Source organism: Bradyrhizobium sp. USDA 4454 (assembly GCF_054822705.1).
In genome coordinates this window covers 2,226,948-2,244,409 of record NZ_JBTRCN010000001.1, presented here as the reverse complement: position 1 = coordinate 2,244,409, position 17,462 = coordinate 2,226,948, and the positions used below count along the sequence as shown (strand labels likewise).

The 17,462-nt window shown below is 63.4% G+C and carries 13 protein-coding genes, 1 tRNA gene and 1 pseudogene; 3 read left to right on the top strand and 12 right to left on the bottom strand.

The genetic code is table 11. The features are described 5' to 3' along the window. Window positions 1–54 precede the first annotated feature (54 nt). A pseudogene (tnpC, locus tag ACVIW0_RS10115) lies at window positions 55–1,589 on the top strand (IS66 family transposase). Between the two features lie 411 nt (window positions 1,590–2,000). Here tnpC and ACVIW0_RS10110 read toward each other — a convergent pair. Then, window positions 2,001–2,312 carry a DUF736 domain-containing protein gene (locus ACVIW0_RS10110; protein ID WP_461352183.1) on the bottom strand — a complete coding sequence of 104 codons (312 nt, stop codon included), beginning with the start codon at window positions 2,310–2,312 and terminating at the stop codon, window positions 2,001–2,003. Window positions 2,313–3,037: 725 nt separating this feature from the next. Continuing rightward, window positions 3,038–5,050: a ParB/RepB/Spo0J family partition protein gene (locus ACVIW0_RS10105; protein WP_461352182.1), complete on the bottom strand. Its 2,013-nt coding sequence runs from the start codon at window positions 5,048–5,050 to the stop codon at window positions 3,038–3,040. Window positions 5,051–6,297: 1,247 nt separating this feature from the next. On the opposite strand from ACVIW0_RS10105, the gene ACVIW0_RS10100 reads away from it, so the two are divergent. Next, a complete protein-coding gene (locus ACVIW0_RS10100; RefSeq protein WP_461352181.1) occupies window positions 6,298–7,320 on the top strand; it encodes a tyrosine-type recombinase/integrase in 1,023 nt (340 codons plus the stop codon). 61 nt (window positions 7,321–7,381) lie between these two features. On the opposite strand, the gene ACVIW0_RS10095 is transcribed toward ACVIW0_RS10100, so the two are convergent. From ACVIW0_RS10095 to ACVIW0_RS10055, 9 genes are all read right to left on the bottom strand, one after another. Continuing rightward, window positions 7,382–7,457: transfer RNA gene (locus ACVIW0_RS10095), tRNA-Lys, on the bottom strand. Between the two features lie 165 nt (window positions 7,458–7,622). Then, the gene (locus ACVIW0_RS10090) at window positions 7,623–8,204 is read right to left on the bottom strand and encodes a Spy/CpxP family protein refolding chaperone (RefSeq protein WP_461352180.1); all 582 of its coding nucleotides are present in this window, start codon (window positions 8,202–8,204) and stop codon (window positions 7,623–7,625) included. Window positions 8,205–8,351: 147 nt separating this feature from the next. After that, complete coding sequence (locus tag ACVIW0_RS10085) at window positions 8,352–9,635, bottom strand: TRAP transporter large permease (RefSeq protein ID WP_461352179.1); 1,284 nt, start codon at window positions 9,633–9,635, stop codon at window positions 8,352–8,354. Next, window positions 9,635–10,207: a TRAP transporter small permease gene (locus ACVIW0_RS10080; RefSeq protein ID WP_461352178.1), complete on the bottom strand. Its 573-nt coding sequence runs from the start codon at window positions 10,205–10,207 to the stop codon at window positions 9,635–9,637. The genes ACVIW0_RS10085 and ACVIW0_RS10080 overlap by 1 nt, the downstream gene beginning before the upstream one ends. Window positions 10,208–10,493: 286 nt before the next feature. Continuing rightward, a complete protein-coding gene (locus ACVIW0_RS10075) occupies window positions 10,494–11,498 on the bottom strand; it encodes a TRAP transporter substrate-binding protein (protein ID WP_461352177.1) in 1,005 nt (334 codons plus the stop codon). A 1,142-nt stretch (window positions 11,499–12,640) separates the two neighbouring features. Further along, window positions 12,641–13,873, bottom strand: coding sequence for an HlyD family secretion protein (locus ACVIW0_RS10070; RefSeq protein WP_461352176.1), 1,233 nt, complete (start codon window positions 13,871–13,873; stop codon window positions 12,641–12,643). Further along, window positions 13,866–14,282: a hypothetical protein gene (locus tag ACVIW0_RS10065; protein WP_461352175.1), complete on the bottom strand. Its 417-nt coding sequence runs from the start codon at window positions 14,280–14,282 to the stop codon at window positions 13,866–13,868. Before ACVIW0_RS10065 ends, ACVIW0_RS10070 begins: the two co-directional genes overlap by 8 nt. A 118-nt stretch (window positions 14,283–14,400) precedes the next feature. Further along, window positions 14,401–15,093: a glutathione S-transferase family protein gene (locus ACVIW0_RS10060; RefSeq protein ID WP_461352174.1), complete on the bottom strand. Its 693-nt coding sequence runs from the start codon at window positions 15,091–15,093 to the stop codon at window positions 14,401–14,403. A gap of 243 nt (window positions 15,094–15,336) precedes the next feature. Further along, the gene (locus ACVIW0_RS10055) at window positions 15,337–15,924 is read right to left on the bottom strand and encodes an exopolysaccharide biosynthesis protein (protein ID WP_461352173.1); all 588 of its coding nucleotides are present in this window, start codon (window positions 15,922–15,924) and stop codon (window positions 15,337–15,339) included. 89 nt (window positions 15,925–16,013) lie between these two features. Here ACVIW0_RS10055 and ACVIW0_RS10050 point away from each other — a divergent pair, with 89 nt between their 5' ends. Continuing rightward, complete coding sequence (locus ACVIW0_RS10050; protein ID WP_461352172.1) at window positions 16,014–16,532, top strand: hypothetical protein; 519 nt, start codon at window positions 16,014–16,016, stop codon at window positions 16,530–16,532. 199 nt (window positions 16,533–16,731) lie between these two features. On the opposite strand, the gene ACVIW0_RS10045 is transcribed toward ACVIW0_RS10050, so the two are convergent. Then, the gene (locus tag ACVIW0_RS10045) at window positions 16,732–17,442 is read right to left on the bottom strand and encodes a substrate-binding domain-containing protein (protein ID WP_461352171.1); all 711 of its coding nucleotides are present in this window, start codon (window positions 17,440–17,442) and stop codon (window positions 16,732–16,734) included. Window positions 17,443–17,462: the final 20 nt, after the last annotated feature.

Below are 17,462 nucleotides of genomic sequence, written 5' to 3'. Positions count from 1 at the left end.
TTCAAATATAGCGAATCTGCTTCATCGAATCAGGCTGTCCGAGTAGAATCGGACATGCAGCTTGATCTCAACAATCTGCCGTCCGACCCAGCGCTTCTGCATCGCCTGGTCCGCGATATTGCCTCGCTGATCGAGCATCGAAACAGTGAGATCGAGCGCCTCCGTCTGATCATCAAACAGCTTCAGCGCGCACAATATGGGCGCCGCTCCGAGCGGCTCGACAGCGATCAGTTCGCGCTTGGACTTGAAGATCTCGACACCGATCTGGCGGTTGCGGAGACAAATCCGGACGCTTTTGCAGCAGCTGTTACGTCTCCGACCTCACCGCCAAAACGCAAGTCATTGCCCGATCATTTGCCGCGCGAAGAGGTCGTTCTCACCACCGGCAGTGAGGTCTGCGCGTGCTGTGGCGGCGCCTTGCATGCCATTGGTGAGAGCGTCAGCGAGATGCTGGATTGGGTACCGGCCGAGCTGCGTGTCATTCGTATCCGCCGTCCGAAATTTGCCTGCCGCGCCTGCGGAACCGTCACCCAGGCCCCTGCTCCCGAACGGCCGATCGCGGGCGGATTGGCCACGCCGGCGCTGCTCGCCCAGGTGCTGGTCAGCAAGTATTGCGACCACACGCGCTTTATCGTCAGGCGCAGATTTTTGCGCGCCATGGTGTTGAACTGGAGCGCTCAACACTGGCCGGCTGGGTCGGCGGCGCCTGCTGGTGGTTCGCGGCTTTGCACGAACGGCTCTGCAAAAACGTGTTCGCTTCCGACCATCTTTTTGCCGATGACACCCCTATCCCGGTGCTCGATCCAGGCCGAGGACGGACGAAAACAGGGCGGTTGTGGGTCTATGCGCGCGACCAGCACGGCTGGGGTGGACCGGCGCCGCCAGCCGCCGTTTATCTGTTCGCGCCGGATCGAAAGGCCGAGCGTCCCGCCTCGCATCTGGCCCATTTTAAGGGCGTTCTGCACGTCGATGGCTACGCCGCCTTCGAGCGGCTGACCGGCAACGGCGACATCATTCTTGTCGCCTGTTGGGCCCATACCAGGCGCAAGTTTTACGAAATTGCCGAGGCTGACGGTGCGCCGTTGGCGCTGGAAGCATTGCGCCGGATCGGCGAAATCTACGCCGTCGAGGCCAGAATCCGCGGTCAATCGCCGATGCATCGACTGGCCGCACGCCGCTCATTATCGAGGTCGCTGGTCGAGAACTTCCGGCTTTGGATCGAAGCGCAACTGCCCTTGCTACCCGGTCGTGCCAAGCTTGCCGAGGCGATGCGTTACGCTCTCTCGCGTTGGAATGGCCTGACGCGCTTCCTGCATGACGGCCGCGTCGAGCTCGATACGAACCCTGTTGAGCGCGCGATCCGCCCCGTCGCGCTCGGTCGCAAGAACCACCTTTTTGCCGGAAGCGATGGCGGCGGCGAGCGCTGGGCGGTGCTCTGTTCGCTCATCGAAACCTGCAAGCTGAATGGCGTCGAACCCTACAGTTACCTTCGCGACGTGCTCACGCGGATGGTCGATGGACATCCCGTCAACCGCCTCGACGAACTGCTGCCGTGGACCTGGAAAGCGGAGAATCCTGTCAAGGGATGAGGCTAGGTGCACGCTCCGGACGCTTACTCGCTTTCTATCTCCGCTTCACCTCACCCCTTCTCGCTTCCTCTCTCTGCCGTAGCGCGTTTCTAGGACCCGGCTGAAATACGGCCCTTTCACTCAATAGCGGACCGCAATTCGAGCTCTGGGAGCACGCGCAGAGACGTCATTCCCCGCTGCGAGACGAACGAAATACCACGCCGCTAGATCGAAAATCAGAGCCAGATCTGCCGCAAATTCCAAGCGATCGATCCAAAATGCTCCGACAAAACCCCTTCCATCAATCGCATTTTTCCCCATGCGAAGACCCTTGTCGGAGCACAAAATGCCCTCCCGCTTCCTTCTCAAAGCGGCGCAACAAACGCAAAAAAGCCCCGCCTCCGAGGAGGCGGGGCCGATGATCCCTGAGGATCAGTCGCCGCTGCGGCGGGACCAGATCAGGCTGAAACCCTCCTCGCCTTCGACCTTGACCAGCGAGGCATAGATCGGGGCCGGGAAGCTCGGATCGTCGAGCTTGACCGAGAGATATTCGCGCTCGCTGTCGCGGACGGTCTTCTTCCAGGCGGCGCCGAACTCGGTCGCGCCCGCGAAGATCCGGTAGTCAGGAGCCTTGTCGTTGTCCTTTTCGGATGCCACGAGCTTGGCCTTGATGTTGAGCGTCAGCGTCTTGATCGAGCCGGTGTAGCCGTTGTCGGAAGCGGTGAAAGTGCCGATGGTCGCCATGATGATCTCCGTCTGTTTTGCTCGGGCCGCGTCCATCGCAGCCTCGATGGCGATCCCTTGCCCGGGGAGCGATCGGCCCGCAGCCCTTGAGCCCGCAGCGCCAGCGGAGGACGGCGAAAGCCTGCTTTTTTGTCTTCCCGCGAGGAATGCCGCCTCCTTCGCGGCAGGGGAAAAAAGCAGGCGTGAGCTGTTGCGGGAAGGCGATCGAGGCGCTTGCCGTCCCCCCGGGCCTGATCAGCCCAATCGTGACTGCGATGGACGCGAGCTCCATGACGGAACTGAAGGAGATTATCATAGCGACGGCCGGCTACGCGGCATTGACAACGGCTACACCGGCTCGCGCAAAGCGATGTCCGCACATCAATGTCAGTGAAGACTGAGCCGGATTGACGCAAGGAAACCCGGCCACATGCTCGCATGGGAAACCGGTCACACTGCCAGACTATTTGTCCGTCCCAATGCGCTCTCGGCAAGCGCGGTGAAGGCACGATCCGTGTTTTCCGGCCCCGATCTGCGCATCGCTGGTGAAGGTCGACGGGTACACGGTACAGCCACCCTGGCTGCAGCAATCGGCGTAGATCAGACGGGTCATCCGCCCCCAATCGGAGGGAGCTCTTGCGTGGGGAGTCGCCGCTTTGCATCCATGGAATCGGCCGCGTACCGTCAGGTGCGCGGCCAAAATTTTTGAGCCCGCCGGGGCCGCCTAAGCGGCCCCGGCGCTGATTTTACTCCGCAGCTTCCGCTCCGAGTTCGTTGCCTTGCGCCTCGCCTTGGAGACCGCCTTGCCCCTGCGGCACGGCCGTTCGCAGCAGCGTCGGCAGCCAGCCGATCGCCGCCAACAGCTGCTCGGCGGCTTGCGCCATGTCGGCCTTCTTCATGTCGGTCAGCCGCTCGGCCGCCTCCCCGCCGACGCCTTCGCGGACCGCCGCCAGGATGTTCGCCTTGGTGACGCGGCCGAGATAACTGCGCACGGTCGGCCTCCAGTAGGCGGTCATGTCGAGGGCCACGGCCTCGGCCAAACGGCGGGCCGCCACCAGCGCGCGCGGCCTCCGGTCGAACGGCAATTTGACCGCATTGACCGTGAGCGCGACGCAATGCGCGAACAGCGCCATGCGGCTGTCGTGGTCGAGCTCGGCCACGAACTCCCACAGTCCGGCGACGTCTCTGGGCATCTGCCGCGCCCAATTGGCATGGCGATCCGACCAACTTTTTCCGGCCGGAGTGTCCTCGATCCCGGCTGCGTGCGCAGCCAGATCGGTCCGCACCGGCTGGATGCCGACCACATGCGCATTCGCTCCGAGATAGAAAATTTGCGCGGCGAGCGCATGGGTAACCGCCACGATGGCAACATCAGGCTGCTCGCTCAAATTGAGCCGCAGCCCCAAGGTCCGGTGCGCGGTCAGATCGCGAACAAGGGAGTCGGATAGCCGTTGGTTCTCGTCCTCCTCGTCGGCCGCGCCTTCGTCGTCCTCGCCATCCGGCGCGCCTTCCTCGCCTTCCCGGTCCGCTTCATCCCGCGCCTCGGCGCCGCTCTCCGGGCCGGTTTCAGCATGGGGTTTCTCGTCCTCCGGGCGGATGAAACCCCGTTCGACCCGCACCGTGCCGTCGTGATTGAGAGCCACGAAGGCGCCACCGCGCGCAACGTCGGCGGCATCGTAAGCCTGCCGCTTTGCCTCCAGTCGCTCGATCTCTGTCTCCAGCTCGCCGAACCGCGCATCCACCTCGTCAGGCAGTTCCTCGGCCGTCTGATGCTGCTCGGTCAGCCGGTCGAACTCGGTCTGAACCGCCTCGAGGGCGGCCTCATCCTCCGCCGAAAGCTCGACCGGATGCGGGTAGACGCGGCGCATGCCATGGGCATGCGGGAAGTCGAGATGGGCTTCCGTCCACTTCCATCCCTCGGCCGCCCGCAAGGTATCCGCCTCGCGGCCGAGCCTTGCGGTCACCAAGAGATCGAGCAGCGAAACGTCTTCCAGATAGCCGCCGCGATCCTCCGTAAAGAGGTCGCGCAGCACCGTGCCGCCCGCCTCCGTATAGGCCTCGAGCCCGACGAAACGCGCGCGTCGATCCGTGGCAGGAACGTGGGTTTCGGTGAGCAGACGGCGGATGGTGGCAGCATCCGGGTCGAAGGGCAGGCGCTCATAGACGGCTTCCTGCCGGGCATGATCATCCGTGATGGCAAATGCCATCAGCTGCTCAAGGGTCAGATCGCCGTCGCGATAGAGCTGCACCAATCTGGGCGAAACCGCGCCGAGCCGCAGGCGTTGCCTCACCACATGCGCGGTAACACCGAAGCGAGCCGCGATCTCCTCCGCACCGAGCCCGCGCTCATCCGCGAGCTTCCGGAATGCGTCGAACTCATCGGCCGGATGCATCCGCTCCCGGGTGACATTCTCGTCCAGGCTGATCTCGTGGGGATCGTTCGCGGTATCGATGACGCAGCGGATCAGCTCGTTTTTCTTGATCTCCTTGCGCTTGACCCGCAGCAACTGAGCCAGCCGACGGCCCTCGCCGATGGTCACACAGAAGAACCCCGTCGCGGCCCCATCGCCGTCGACCTCCGGCTCGACGACCAGATTTTGCAGGATGCCTTTGACGGCGATGCTCGCCGCCAAGGCCTCGATCGCCGCCTCGCTGTGCGGCGTCCTGCGCGCATTCTTCGGCGACTTCTTGAGCTTGCCGAGCGGAATGCGAACCTCTGTTCCATCAGGTATTCCAAACGTTTTGGCCGACATGATCATTCTTCCTTTTGCTTCTATGGGTGCAGGGCGCACTCCGCGCCTGCGCCCCTGCCCGTCGGCGAGACCGGGGGTAGCAAGTGCCAGGGCGACCCGGGCGGAGGGGGATCTCCCGCCCGAAGGGCCGCTTCGCCAGAAGCGGGTCTGCACAAGCGCAGGTCCATTTCGTCTAACGTCGGCAGAGTGAGAACAGCGCGGAAGACCGGGGAGACCGCTCGGGTCGGCGCCGGCGCCAGCCGGCGCGCTACCCTGGCGCGCGCGAGGGGCAGCGCCCCATAGCCTCGACGATGAGAACGCTGCGCAACCCGAAAGAAGTGAAATCAAGCCAAGAGTGACAAGATCAAAGAGGCAGCCGACGACAGGGCAGTGATAGCGACGCGGGCATGCAATGCACGCGGGCACCGAGGCGACTGCGGTCGCGAGACCGGTTAACAAGGCACCCGAGCGCGGGACAGTGATAGCGACGCCGGCATGCAATGACGGCGGGGCCCGCGGGCGAGTGCCTCCGGCGAGCGACACATTATACTCTCTTACTTGCGCGAGGGATCGAAGCCGAGACGCCGTGCGGCCCGGTTGACGAGAGCCCGGTGCGGCGTCAGCTGCACGCGCCAGGCAAAGGCATTATGACATTTGACTGAAACTGGAGCTTGTTACGCGCTTTTGGCAGCCTGTCATTGCTTTGCAATCAAGGACGTCCAGGCAATTTGGTCCCTCTCGGGGAACACCACATGACTTGCGGCAGATACCGCTCCGCGCCGGGCAAGCGAGGATCGATTGAATTCGGAGCCGCAGCTCGCAAACCACTCACGCTCGGCACTCGACGATTCCGATTGCAGCTCAAGGCAATGTGAATGGCTGGACCGAGCTTGACTGCGCATGCGCGATCGTACTCCTGCAGGGCGGCAACTTGACCTCGATACCGCTCCTTGCAGTTGCGCTGGCTGAGGAAAATGCGATCTTCCCGATCGCTTTGGCGCCGCTCCATCACAACTGGATAGAGTCTATGGAGTTTGTTCGGAGCACTATCGGCCAACGCCTGGTGTCGCGTGAAGAGGCCGCCTCGTACTGCGGTCTGTCCGCGAGCACTTTTTCCAGATGGGTGAAAATGGGCAGATTGCCCGCCGCTCTTTCCGGCACGTCTCGCTGGGACTTGAAAGCGATTGACCTCGCGTTAGACTCATTGAGCAGATTGCCGGCGCGAGAAACTTCCGACGTTGCGAGATCTGCCCTCGACGAGTGGAGAGCGAAACGTGCGCGTCAATCTGAAGGGCATACATAAGGTCACGCGACGGCTCGCCAATGGCGAGGTGCGCACCCACTATTACGCCTGGCGTGGCGGCCCGGCGATTACGGAAAAGCCAAACACGCCGGAGTTCTTGCTCGCATACAATGACGCACATGCAAGCCTGAGGCGGCCGCGCGCAGGCACCTTCATGACGATCATTGCGCAGTACAAAGCAGCCTCGGAGTTTACCGGCCTCGCCGCCTCCACGCGCCGCTCGTACCTCTCCTACCTCAAACTCATCGAGAACGAGTTCGGGGACCTGCCGCTCGCTGCGCTCGCCGATCGTCGGGTGCGCGGCGACTTCAAGATCTGGCGGGACTCGTTTGCGGAAACGCCTCGCAAGGCCGACTACGCTTGGACCACGTTGGCGCGGATCATGTCGTTCGCAAAGGATCGCGGCATCATCGCCAGCAATCCGTGCGAGCGTGGCGGCCGCCTCTATGCGGCCGATCGCAAGGACAATATCTGGGGCGAGCAGCAGATCGCGGCCTTGCTCGAGACCGCCAGCGCCGAGATCAGGCTGGCTCTTATGCTGGCTTTGTGGACCGGCCAGCGGCAGGGCGATCTCTTGCGGCTGCCCTGGTCGGCCTATGACGGCTCGCATATCCGGCTGCGCCAGTCGAAGACGGGGCGCCGCATCGCGATGCCGGCGGGCGCTCCGCTCAAGGCCATGCTGGACAAGGCAGGACGGCGAAACCCTCTCATTCTGACCAATTCCTACAGCCGCCCCTGGACGCCCGACGGCTTCCGGACGTCCTGGTCAAAGGCCTGCGACCGGGCTGGGGTCGAAGACCTGACCTTCCATGACCTCAGGGGAACCGCCGTGGTCAGGCTGGCCGTCGCCGGCGCAACGGTGCCGCAAATCGCGACCTTTACTGGTCACAGCCTGAAGGACGTCGAGGCTATTCTCGACGCGCATTACCTGGGCCGTGACATTGAGCTCGCTGAAGCTGCCGTGCTCAAGCTCGAAGCGAGAACAAAACTGTAAACGGCAGTGTAAACGGCGAGAGATCGCAAACTGATCAAGACAGCTAAGTCATTGAAAAGCTTGGTGGGCGCACCAGGGCTCGAACCTGGGACCCGCTGATTAAGAGTCAGCTGCTCTACCAACTGAGCTATGCGCCCGGAACTTGTCCGGAAATGACCCTCGCAAGAGAGGCCGTCGTTTAGCAAAGCGATTCCGCGATGTCCAGCAAGCTCGCGCAAGTTTTCCCGACTTTTACGACGTCGAAAGGCCGCCGGATTCCGACGGCCTTTCATGGACTTGGCGATGCTGTTCGCGGCCAATGCTCAGAGCCGGCCGGAGCGCTCCTGGTCCGGGCCGTCGTCGCGGTCGAAATGATGGTCGCGGCCGCCGCGCTCCCAGCGGTCCATGCCGCGCTCGAGGCGGTGCCGGCGCCAGCCCTCGGCACCGAACCCGCGGCCTTCCATGTGGGTGAGCATGCTCAGCCGGCGCTTCTGATTGTCGTCGAGCGTCTTGTAGAGCGGGTCGGCGGCGTCGGCGATCTTCCTCAGCGAGGTCGCGGTTGCCGCCATGTTGTCGGCGCGCTCGCGCAGACGCGCCACCGGATCATCCGGCTTCCCGGCCTTGTCGGCATCGGCCTTCTCCGCGGCCATCCGCGCATTGGCGCGATCGAGCCGCATTTTGGCGAAGTCGCGCACCGCGGTCTCGACCGGTGGCCACAGCTTCTCCTGATCGGCGTTGAGCTTCAGTCCGGCGTGCACCGCAGCGATGCGCGCGTCGAGGAAGGCGGCGCGGTCCTCGGGGCTCATCCGCATCTGGCCATGGAACCAGGGCCGATGCTGGGCATAGACCGCGGTCGAGCCGGCTATCGTGAGCGCCGCGAGACCGGCGAGCAGAACTTTCTTCATCGAAACCTCCTTTGAAGGTTGCTCGAAGATGATGCCGCCCGCCCTCGCCTTCAACTTACGGATTGGACAGAGAGGCCTCTCTTACCAAGATGTAATCCACATCATTGCCCGTCAGAAATATCCGACGCGCGAGGATTGCGCTTTGGTTCAAATCATTCCCAACAGTCGCGGCAGCCACAGCGAGATCTCCGGCACGTAGGTGATCAGGCCGAGGAACACCAGCATCGCGCACAACCACGGCAAGACGGCGATCGTGATCTCACTGATGCCCATCTTGGCGATACTGCTCGCGATGTAGAGGTTGAGGCCAACCGGCGGATGGCACAGCCCGACCTCGGTGTTGACGATCATCAGGATGCCGAGATGCACCGGATGCACGCCGAGCTTGGTCGCCAGCGGAAACAGGATCGGCGCCATGATCAGCAGGATCGACGACGGGTCCATCACGTTGCCGGCGAGCAGCAGGATGATGTTGACGACCAGCAGGAACATCCACACGGAGAAGTTCTTGTCGATGATCCAGGCCGCCATCTCCTGCGGAATCTGCTCGTGCGTCATCAGGAACGAGAACAGCACCGCATTGGTGATGATGTAGAGCAGCATCGAGCTCATGCTCGCCGCCTGCAGCAGCACCTTCGGCACCTCGGAGAGTTTCAGCTCCTTGTAGACGAACACCGTGATGAAGAAGGCGTAGGTCGCGGCGACCGCGGCAGCCTCCGTCGGCGTGAAGATGCCGCCATAGATGCCGCCGAGCACGATCGCGATCAGCAAGAGACCCCAGATGCTTTCGCGGAACGCGGTCAACTGCTGGGCGATCGTGGCGCGCGGCATCTTCGGGTAGCCGTTGCGCTGCGCGACGAAGAAGGTCACCGCGGCCAGCATCAGCGCGAGCAGCACGCCCGGCACGATGCCGGCCATGAACAGCGCGCCGATCGAGGTGTTGGTGGAGACGCCGTACAGCACCAGGATGATCGAGGGCGGCACCAGGATGCCGAGCGCGCCCGAGGTCGAGATCACGCCGACGCCGAACCGTTTCGGATAGCCGTGATCGACCATCGCCGGCATCATGATCGAGCCGATCGCGACCACGGTGGCGACGCTCGAGCCCGAGATCGCCGCGAACATCGCGCAGGCCGCGACGCCGGCCAAGCCAAGACCGCCGGGCAGATGCCCGACCAGTGAGGTCGTGAACGCGATCATCCGCCGCGCGACGCCGCCGCGGGTCAGGAAGGTGCCCGCCAGGATGAAGAACGGGATCGCCATGATGCCGAAATTGTCGAGACCCGAAAACAGCTTCAGGCCGACGCTCTCGATCGGCACCTCGGTCATGGTGAACAGGAAGGTGAGCACGGTCAGGCCGAGAGAAATCGAGATCGGCATGCCCGTCAGCATCAGGGCGAACAGCAGTCCGAAAATCAATGCGGCGCTCATCACGCTTCTCCAAGCGCGACAGGCGCGGTCTTGCTGGTCTCGACGCCGTCGACATGGGAGGCGTCATGGTGTGGCAGCTCATCGGTCCACCAGTAATTCCAGCATACCTGCAGGAAGCGGAAGCACATCAGATAGGAGCCGAGCGGGATGCAGGCGTAGACGATCCAGCTCGGGATCTCCATGTCCGGCGACACCTGGTCGGTGTGCATCAGCTCGTACACGAACTTGGCACCCATGGTACCGACGATCGCGGTGAACAGCGCGCCGCCGAGCAGGCCGAAGGTGATGGTGCGCTTGCGCCAGTAATCATTGAGGCGGTTGATCAGCACGTCGACGCCGACATGGATGCCGGTGCGCACGCCATAGGCGGCGCCGAACTTCGCCATCCAGATGAACATGTAGATGCAGAGTTCCTGCGACCAGGCGAGGTTGATGCCGAACAAATACGGATAGAGCACGGGAACGTCGACCAGGAAGCGATGCACGACCGTGACGAAGGTCAGGAGCGTCGCGGCCCCCATCAGGCTCGCAATGATGATTTCCTCGAGCCGGTCCAGAATCTTCAGCAGCATTGATCTCCCCTGTCATGGCCTGATGCGGCAACCGGCCACGGCACCGACCGCGGCCTCGCGCGGCCGCGGCGTCCATTCACTTGCATGACGGCTCTCTTTTGAGAGGCCGTCCGGCGCACTCAGTCCACCTCTCCCGCTTGCGGGGGAGGTCGCATTGCATCGAAGATGCAATGCGGGTGAGGGTTCTCTCCACAGCGTGACTCGTGGAGAGAGCCCCCACCCCACCCTCCCCCGCAAGCGGGAGAGGAAGCGCACCGCCTTCGCGGCGGCTATAAGGCCGTCCGCCTCAGTTCATCGGGCTGCGGCCCGTTTCCTTGAGGAATTCGTCGATCAGCGGCTGGCCGACGCGCGAGGCGACGTCCTTGTAGACCGGCATCATCGCCTTGCGCATCGCCTCGTCCTGCTCGGGGGTCAGCGCAATGATCTCGGTCTTGCCGGCCTTCTTGATCTCGGCCAGCGCGTCGTCGTTCTCCTTGGCGGACTGGTTGTTGCCGAACTCGGTGGCTTCCTTCATCGCCTTGGACAACTCGTCGCGGATGTCACCCGGCAGGCCGTCCCAGAATTTCTTGTTCACGACCACGACGTAGCCGATGTAGCCGTGATTGGTGACGGTGGCGTATTTCTGCACCTCATGCATTTTCTGGGTGTAGATGTTCGACCAGGTGTTCTCCTGGCCGTCGACCACGCCGGTCTGCAGTGCCTGGTAGACGTCGGAGAACGCCATCACCTGCGGAATCGCGCCGAGCGCGCGGAACTGTGCCTCCAGCACCTTCGACGACTGGATGCGGAATTTGAGCCCCTTGTAGTCGGCGGGCGCGACCAGCTTCTTGTTGGCGCTCATCTGCTTGAAGCCGTTGTCCCAGTAGGCGAGACCGGTCATGCCCTTGGAATCCAGCTTCTTGAGTAGCTGGGCGCCGAGCGGACCATCGGTCACCTTGCGCAGCGATTTCAGGTCGGGGAGGATGTAGGGCAGATCGAAGACTTCGAATTCCTTGATGCCGATCGGGCCGAACTTCGAGTTCGACGGCGCCAGCATCTGCACCGCGCCGAGTTGCAGTGCCTCGAGCTCTTCCTTGTCCTTGTAAAGCGTCGAGTTCGGATAGACCTCGACCTTCACCTTGCCGCCGGTGTACTTCTCGGCCAGTTCCTTGAACTTGTCGGCCGCCTTGCCCTTTGGCGTATCCGAGGCCACCACGTGGCTGAATTTGAGAACGATCGGCGCCTGCGCGGAGGCCTGTCCGACAAAGCTCAACGCCGCGATCGATGCCGCAGCCAATATGAATTTACGCATGTTTCCTCCCGCGTAATTGCGGAGCACGATTTCCGGCCCCGAGACATCCGGTCGCACCATTACAGAGAAGCAACGGCGATTGCCATTGCCCCTTTAGCAGGGGCCAATGGCGCGATTGCTGCGCTGCAAAAATCCGACGCAACGGTATTTCCTGCGGCTCTTGCGACCGCTCGATGACACTGCCCGCACGCTGTGCCCGGTCATGGCCATGCGGTCAATGCGAGGTTCGGCAATGGCGGATTCGCCGGGCACGAATGCTGACCCCAAACACTGGTCGTCCCGGCGAAGGCCGGGACCCATACGCCGCGGCTTGTGTTGCGAAGGGACTCTTCGTTGTCGTCCTGGCGAAAGCCAGGACCCATAACCTCCGCGTTCGGTGATGAACGGGATCGCGGCCCCAGCGTCGCGCAACAATGCGCATTCGGGGTAATGGGTCCTGGCTTCCGCCATTACGACAATGAGGATGGGTTTCGATTCAATTGCCACACTGTCGGTGTCATCACCCGCGAAAGCGGGTGATCCAGTATTCCAGAGACGGTTGTGCTTGGGCCGAAAGGGCGCGGCGTACTGGATCGCCCGGTCGAGCCGGGCGATGACAGTTGAGGATGGGATACAGCTTCGCATTCTCGCGACATGAATTGCCCGAGTCTTGCTCTTCGTTTCCGCCCTCTCTCTTGCAGAGGGCGCAGGGAAAGCCGGGTGCCGATCGCACCCATGGGCCCCGAGCAAAAGGGTAGAAAGCTCGGGGGTAGGACCACAGGTGTAACCGGAGCAATCCGGCTTTCCCTGCGCGATGGGTTACGGCTTATACGTGCTCTCCCCGGCGAGACTGGGCTTTGTTGTCACCGTCTTCGCAACGCGCAATGCGCAATCGGAAGAGACACCTACCACTAGGGCGTCAGGCCTGCACGACTTCGCCGTCCGCCTCATACGCATTCGTCGACTGCGCAATCGGCGTCCACCGCATCTCGACCCGCGTTCGTGACGACCGCGAAGCGCCCCTCGTGTCGGGTGAGACGGGGAAATTCATACACTGAGTTGCGCTTCGGATAAAGCGAAATATTTTCATCCCCGCCACTTGACGCGTTTTGCTGATTTGCCCGTCGTGTCCAATCGGCAACACTTCTGCAAGCGAACGATGCTCAGTGGCCGCTCAGCACCAGCGTCTTGACCGGCAGCAGCAAGGCCTGGATCCGCAGCAGGAGCGCGTGCACCAGCCCGGTGGCGTCGACGACATGCAAGGCAAAGCCCTTGAGCGCGCCGGTCCTGGGATCAGCGATCGCATCGTGGTTGCTGGTGTAGGCGTTGACGATGCAACTGGAGCCCGGCGTGACGCCTTCGAGACCGCCGGCATAGAGCGGCTCGAGGAATGTCAGGATCGAGCCCGGCTGGCGCAGCGCTTGCGGATCGATCAGTTGCTCGCCGGAGCGGAATTGACCGGCAGCGATGTAGTCCTGCACGCCGGTGACGACGAGCGGAATGATCACCCAGGGCTTCGAGATGCAGGTCGCCTCGGCGATCATGCCGGGCTTCATGACCTGGGCCTCGATCTGGCCAAAGCCGGCCTGCAGCACGCTCCGGCCCGCGCCCTCGGGGATCAATATGCCGGCCGGGCGCATCATCTGATTGACGACGTCGCCGGTCCGCAAGGTGAATTGCTCGACCCGTCCGTCGACGCCGGCACGAATATATGTCTTGTCGAGATCGACCTGCGCCTCCGCCATCGCCGCCTCGGCGCTGGCCTTCTCGGCGGGCAGCAGCGTGGAGACGCGCAGCGCCGCGGTCTCCCGTGCCGCGCTCGCAGCATCGATGCCGGCTTGTCTTTGATCGACGGCGACCTGGAGCTTCTCGATGTCGCGCTGCGGCACGATGCCGGGATTGCGGCGCTGCAGCTCGCTCTTGCTGTCCAGCTCGTCCTTGGCCTGCTGCCAGTGCGACCGGGCCTCGCCGACCTGGGCCTCGGCCTTGACCACGTCGGCCCGCGCGCTTGTCAGGGACGCGTCGACCTCGGCGACTTTCCGCTTCGCGGATTCCAGCGCGGCCTGCTGCTTCGAATTATCGAGCCTGAACAGGACATCGCCCATCTTCACGGGTGCGCTGTAGCCGACATTCACTTCGGCGACGCGGCCGGCCACCTCAGGCAGGATCGGTACGGTACGGAAGTAGATCGCCGCCGAATTGGTGGAGGGATGATAGTAGAAGATCATGGTGATCAGCGCGATGGTCAGCATCAGGCAGCCGGTGATGCCCCATCTGAGCTCGTGCCAGACCGAAAAGAAGGTGATCTCCTTGCCGAAGCGCTTGCCCTGCCGGTAGCGGCGATAGAGATAGTCCGGCAGGATCGTGAACAGGGAGCACAGCAGGAGCTCAAGCATGGCCCTGCCCCTCCTCTGCGGCAGAGCTGGCATCCGGCTCCGGTACCGGCACCGGCCGCGGTGGCGTGGCGTCGGCAATCCGCTCCACCGATCCCGCGATGGTGCGCAGCGGCGTGCTGAAATCCGGCAGGTCGATCATCGCGAGCAGCAAACCGGCGATCCAGAAGATGTGCAGATGGGTGAACAGCGAGATCAGGCCGAGGACGGCGACGATCTCGAACTGCAGCTTCTGCGACTTGTGCGCCATCCGCTCCGGCAGGCTGTGCAGCTTCCAGTACAGCGTGCCCACATACAGGATGGTCGCGACCAGGAAGATGCCCATCACCACCATCAGGGTGTCGGCGCCGTCGGGACCCGGAACGAAGAACGGCAAATGATGCGGTGCCGCCGGATGCATTTGTCCGTTCAAGACTTTCCTCCTCGCCTGAAGGGCGAGGGCCTTTCCATGGCCCTGTGGTATCGTTCCCTAATGCTGGCGCTTAATCAAGAGCCGTAGTTCCACGGACAGGTCAGCCGTCCGCGCTGGATCAGAGCGCAACGGCCGCGTGGATCGCACGGCAATGTCGTGCCAGCGCATCATGCGATGCCACGAATGCCTTCAGCGGCGTTGCGATGTCGTAGAAATAGATGTTGGCAATGAATCCATAGATGCCGGCGTCGATCGAGGTCGGCATGTCGCCATGCACATAGCCTTGCGCCGGGATCAGGCTCGCGAGGGCCGCGAGATCGGCGAGCCCGCGGGCAATCGCGGCGTCGGGCGCGAAGCGGCCGATGCCTTGGTAGTAATAGCGCTGGGCGTTGAACGCCTTGGCCTTCATCAACCCGTCGTCGGTGAGACCCGGGTGCTCGCGCTTGAGCGCATCGCGAAATTGGGGCCAGTAGCGCTCGTCCTGCCAGCGCGAATAGGACATCACCCAATAGAGATCGTCGAGCGTCCGCGTGACGAGCAGATTGGTCGTCCGCTGTGCCGGCGTCAGCGCCGCATCCAGCGTCACGCGATATTTTTCGGTGACATAGCCGAGGATGGTCTCGCTGTCGCCGACGGTGTCATCGCCGTCGACGATATAGGGCAATTGCTGACGCGGCGCCATCGAAGCATCGAAAATGTGTTCGTGCCGGAACGGCACGCCGGCGAGCTTCAGAAAGGCGAACACCTTCAGCCCGTAGCCATTGTTGTCGGCAACGCCGAACAACGGCGGATAGGAATAGAGCGTGAGCATGGCGGCTCCGTCACGTCCCGGCTGGCGACAGGCTACCTCAAGATCGATCGGCTGGAAATGTCGGGCAGGTCACCACCCGCAGGGACGCATGGCTGAGCGCGGCGATTGCCGCGAGCGTGATGCAACGCATGTGTTCTCCCCATTCGCGCCGCTGTGTGCCGCGACGTCGGGCGAGATAAATGATCATGCCTGCAGGGGATGTCGACCCCTTGAGTCTCCTGAGCTTACCCTCGCCCTCGAAGGTCAGAGCCCCGTCCAGGCCATCACGGCTTCGACCGATGCCCAGAGCGTCCATCCGAGCCCGGCCAGGGAAATCAGCGCAGCCGCCATCGCAATGGCCAGCAGCAGGCCGTCTTCCTGCAGATAGGCGATCGCGATCAGCACGACCACCATCCCCGGAATGACGTTGACCAGCGGCAGCGGCCAGCCGGCCGAAAAGGCCAGCAGAAAGACCACCAGCCCGACGAGGCGGTCGATCACATCGCGGCGCGCATCCCAGCGCGGCCGGCTGACCCGCTCGATCGCCTGCAGCATCGGGCGGACAAAGACGGTGAACCGCTTGAAGCGCTTGAAGTCGAACTGCCGCTTCGACACGAAACGCGGAAACGACGGCGCGCTGTGGCCGAGCATCATCTCGACTGCGGGAAACAGCAGCGCCAGCGTCGCAATTGTCGCGATGCCGGGAATGATCACCAAGAGCCCGAGCAGCAGCAGGAGCAGGCCGAACGACCGCTTGTCCAGATTGCTGAGGAGCCATTCGAGGTCGACGGGGCCGTCCGGTGCTTGAGCGACGAGTTCCTCAAGAAGCTGGGACGTGTGGGTGGGCGCCAATGGGGCTCCGGACGAAAGGGACATGGACGCCAAAGTGATCAGACTCGGCGTCGATTGCAACAGCCGCCGAAGCAGACTAGGAAGCATGGGTGACCCACGATTCCGACCAGGCATGGCATGACCATGCGCCGACAAGACCGATTCCGGCCGCGCGCCGCCGCTGGCCGTGGTTCCTGTTGATCGTCATCATCCTGGCCCTTGCGGGCGCAGGCGGCGTCTACGCCTGGCCGCAAATCGCACCGCTGGTCCCGTCGCTCGGCAACGCCGCGGCCGGCGACAAGGCAGCGACCGACAAGGAGGCGCTGCCGGATCTGCTTGCCGCCCAGCAGAAGCTCGAGGATGACATCGGTGCGCTCGGCAAGTCGGTGGCCGACCAGCAGGAGCAGCTGAAGACGATCACCGACCAACTGGCGGCCCTGGCGTCGAAGGTCGAGGCGCTGCAACGTCCCGCCCCGGCTCCCGTGCCACCGGCCGCGGCCGAACAACCGCATGCGCCGGTCGCGCAGGCCGCCCCGAAGTCGCGGAAGCCGTCGGTTCGGGCGCCAAAGCCGTCAGGTCCGATTTCGACCGGCGGCGCGCCGCTGAGCGCCGCCCCGAGCAACAACTGAGCCGCAGGTCCGCGTCAGGGCGACGGAATTGAACTACTCAGCTTGCTCAGTGTCATCACCCGCGCATGCGGGTGATCCAGTATTCCAGAGACGGCTGTGCTCGTGCCGATAGGCCTCGGCGTACTGGGTCGCCCGGTCGAGCCGGGCGACGACAACAGTGGATGAGGACAAAGCTTCACATCCTCTCAGCGGCAGCAGGTCAGCCGCGTGACGGCTCCATGCCCGCCCGCTTGATCGCGGCGAGCAAGCGATCGCTGTCCGATGACAAAAAATCGATCAAGCGCTTAGCCGCTTCCGGCGCCCTGGCGTCGCTGACGATGGCCGCCGTGAAGGTCTGGACCAGCTGGAGATCGACGGGCAGCAGGCCGACCAAGTCGATGCCGGTCTCCTGAACCAGTTCGCTGGTCGGCCCGATCGAGAGATTTGCCTTGCCCGCCCGCAGCGCTTCGGCCGCCTCGGTGCCGCGCGCCTCGAGGGTGAGCCGCACCGCGTCCGGCAAGTTCAGCTTCGGAAAGATCCTGTCGCGGACGAACTGTCCGCTGGTGCTGCTCGGCGCCACTATTTGGCCCGCGTCGATCAAGGCTTTTCGGAGAGCGACGTCACTGCTGATATCAGGTTTGCGATCGCCGGCGCGAACCGCGGCGGCCAGCGGCGCCGTCGCCAGCCCGGCGTCGGAGCCTGGACGAATCCGACCGTCTTCGACCAACGTGCGAAGTCCCTCGCGCGAAAGGATGACGACATCCGCCTCGGTGCCGTGCGCAAGCTGGTGCCGGATGGTTTTCGGACCGGTGCCCTCCGACGCGCCGGATCCGGTTTCCACCTTGATGCCGGTGCTTCGCTCGAATTCGGGCAGCACCTCCCGGTAGACTGCAGCAAAGCCGCCGGAGATGATGACCTTGATCGTCGTCAATGCAGCGGCTCCCCATTCCG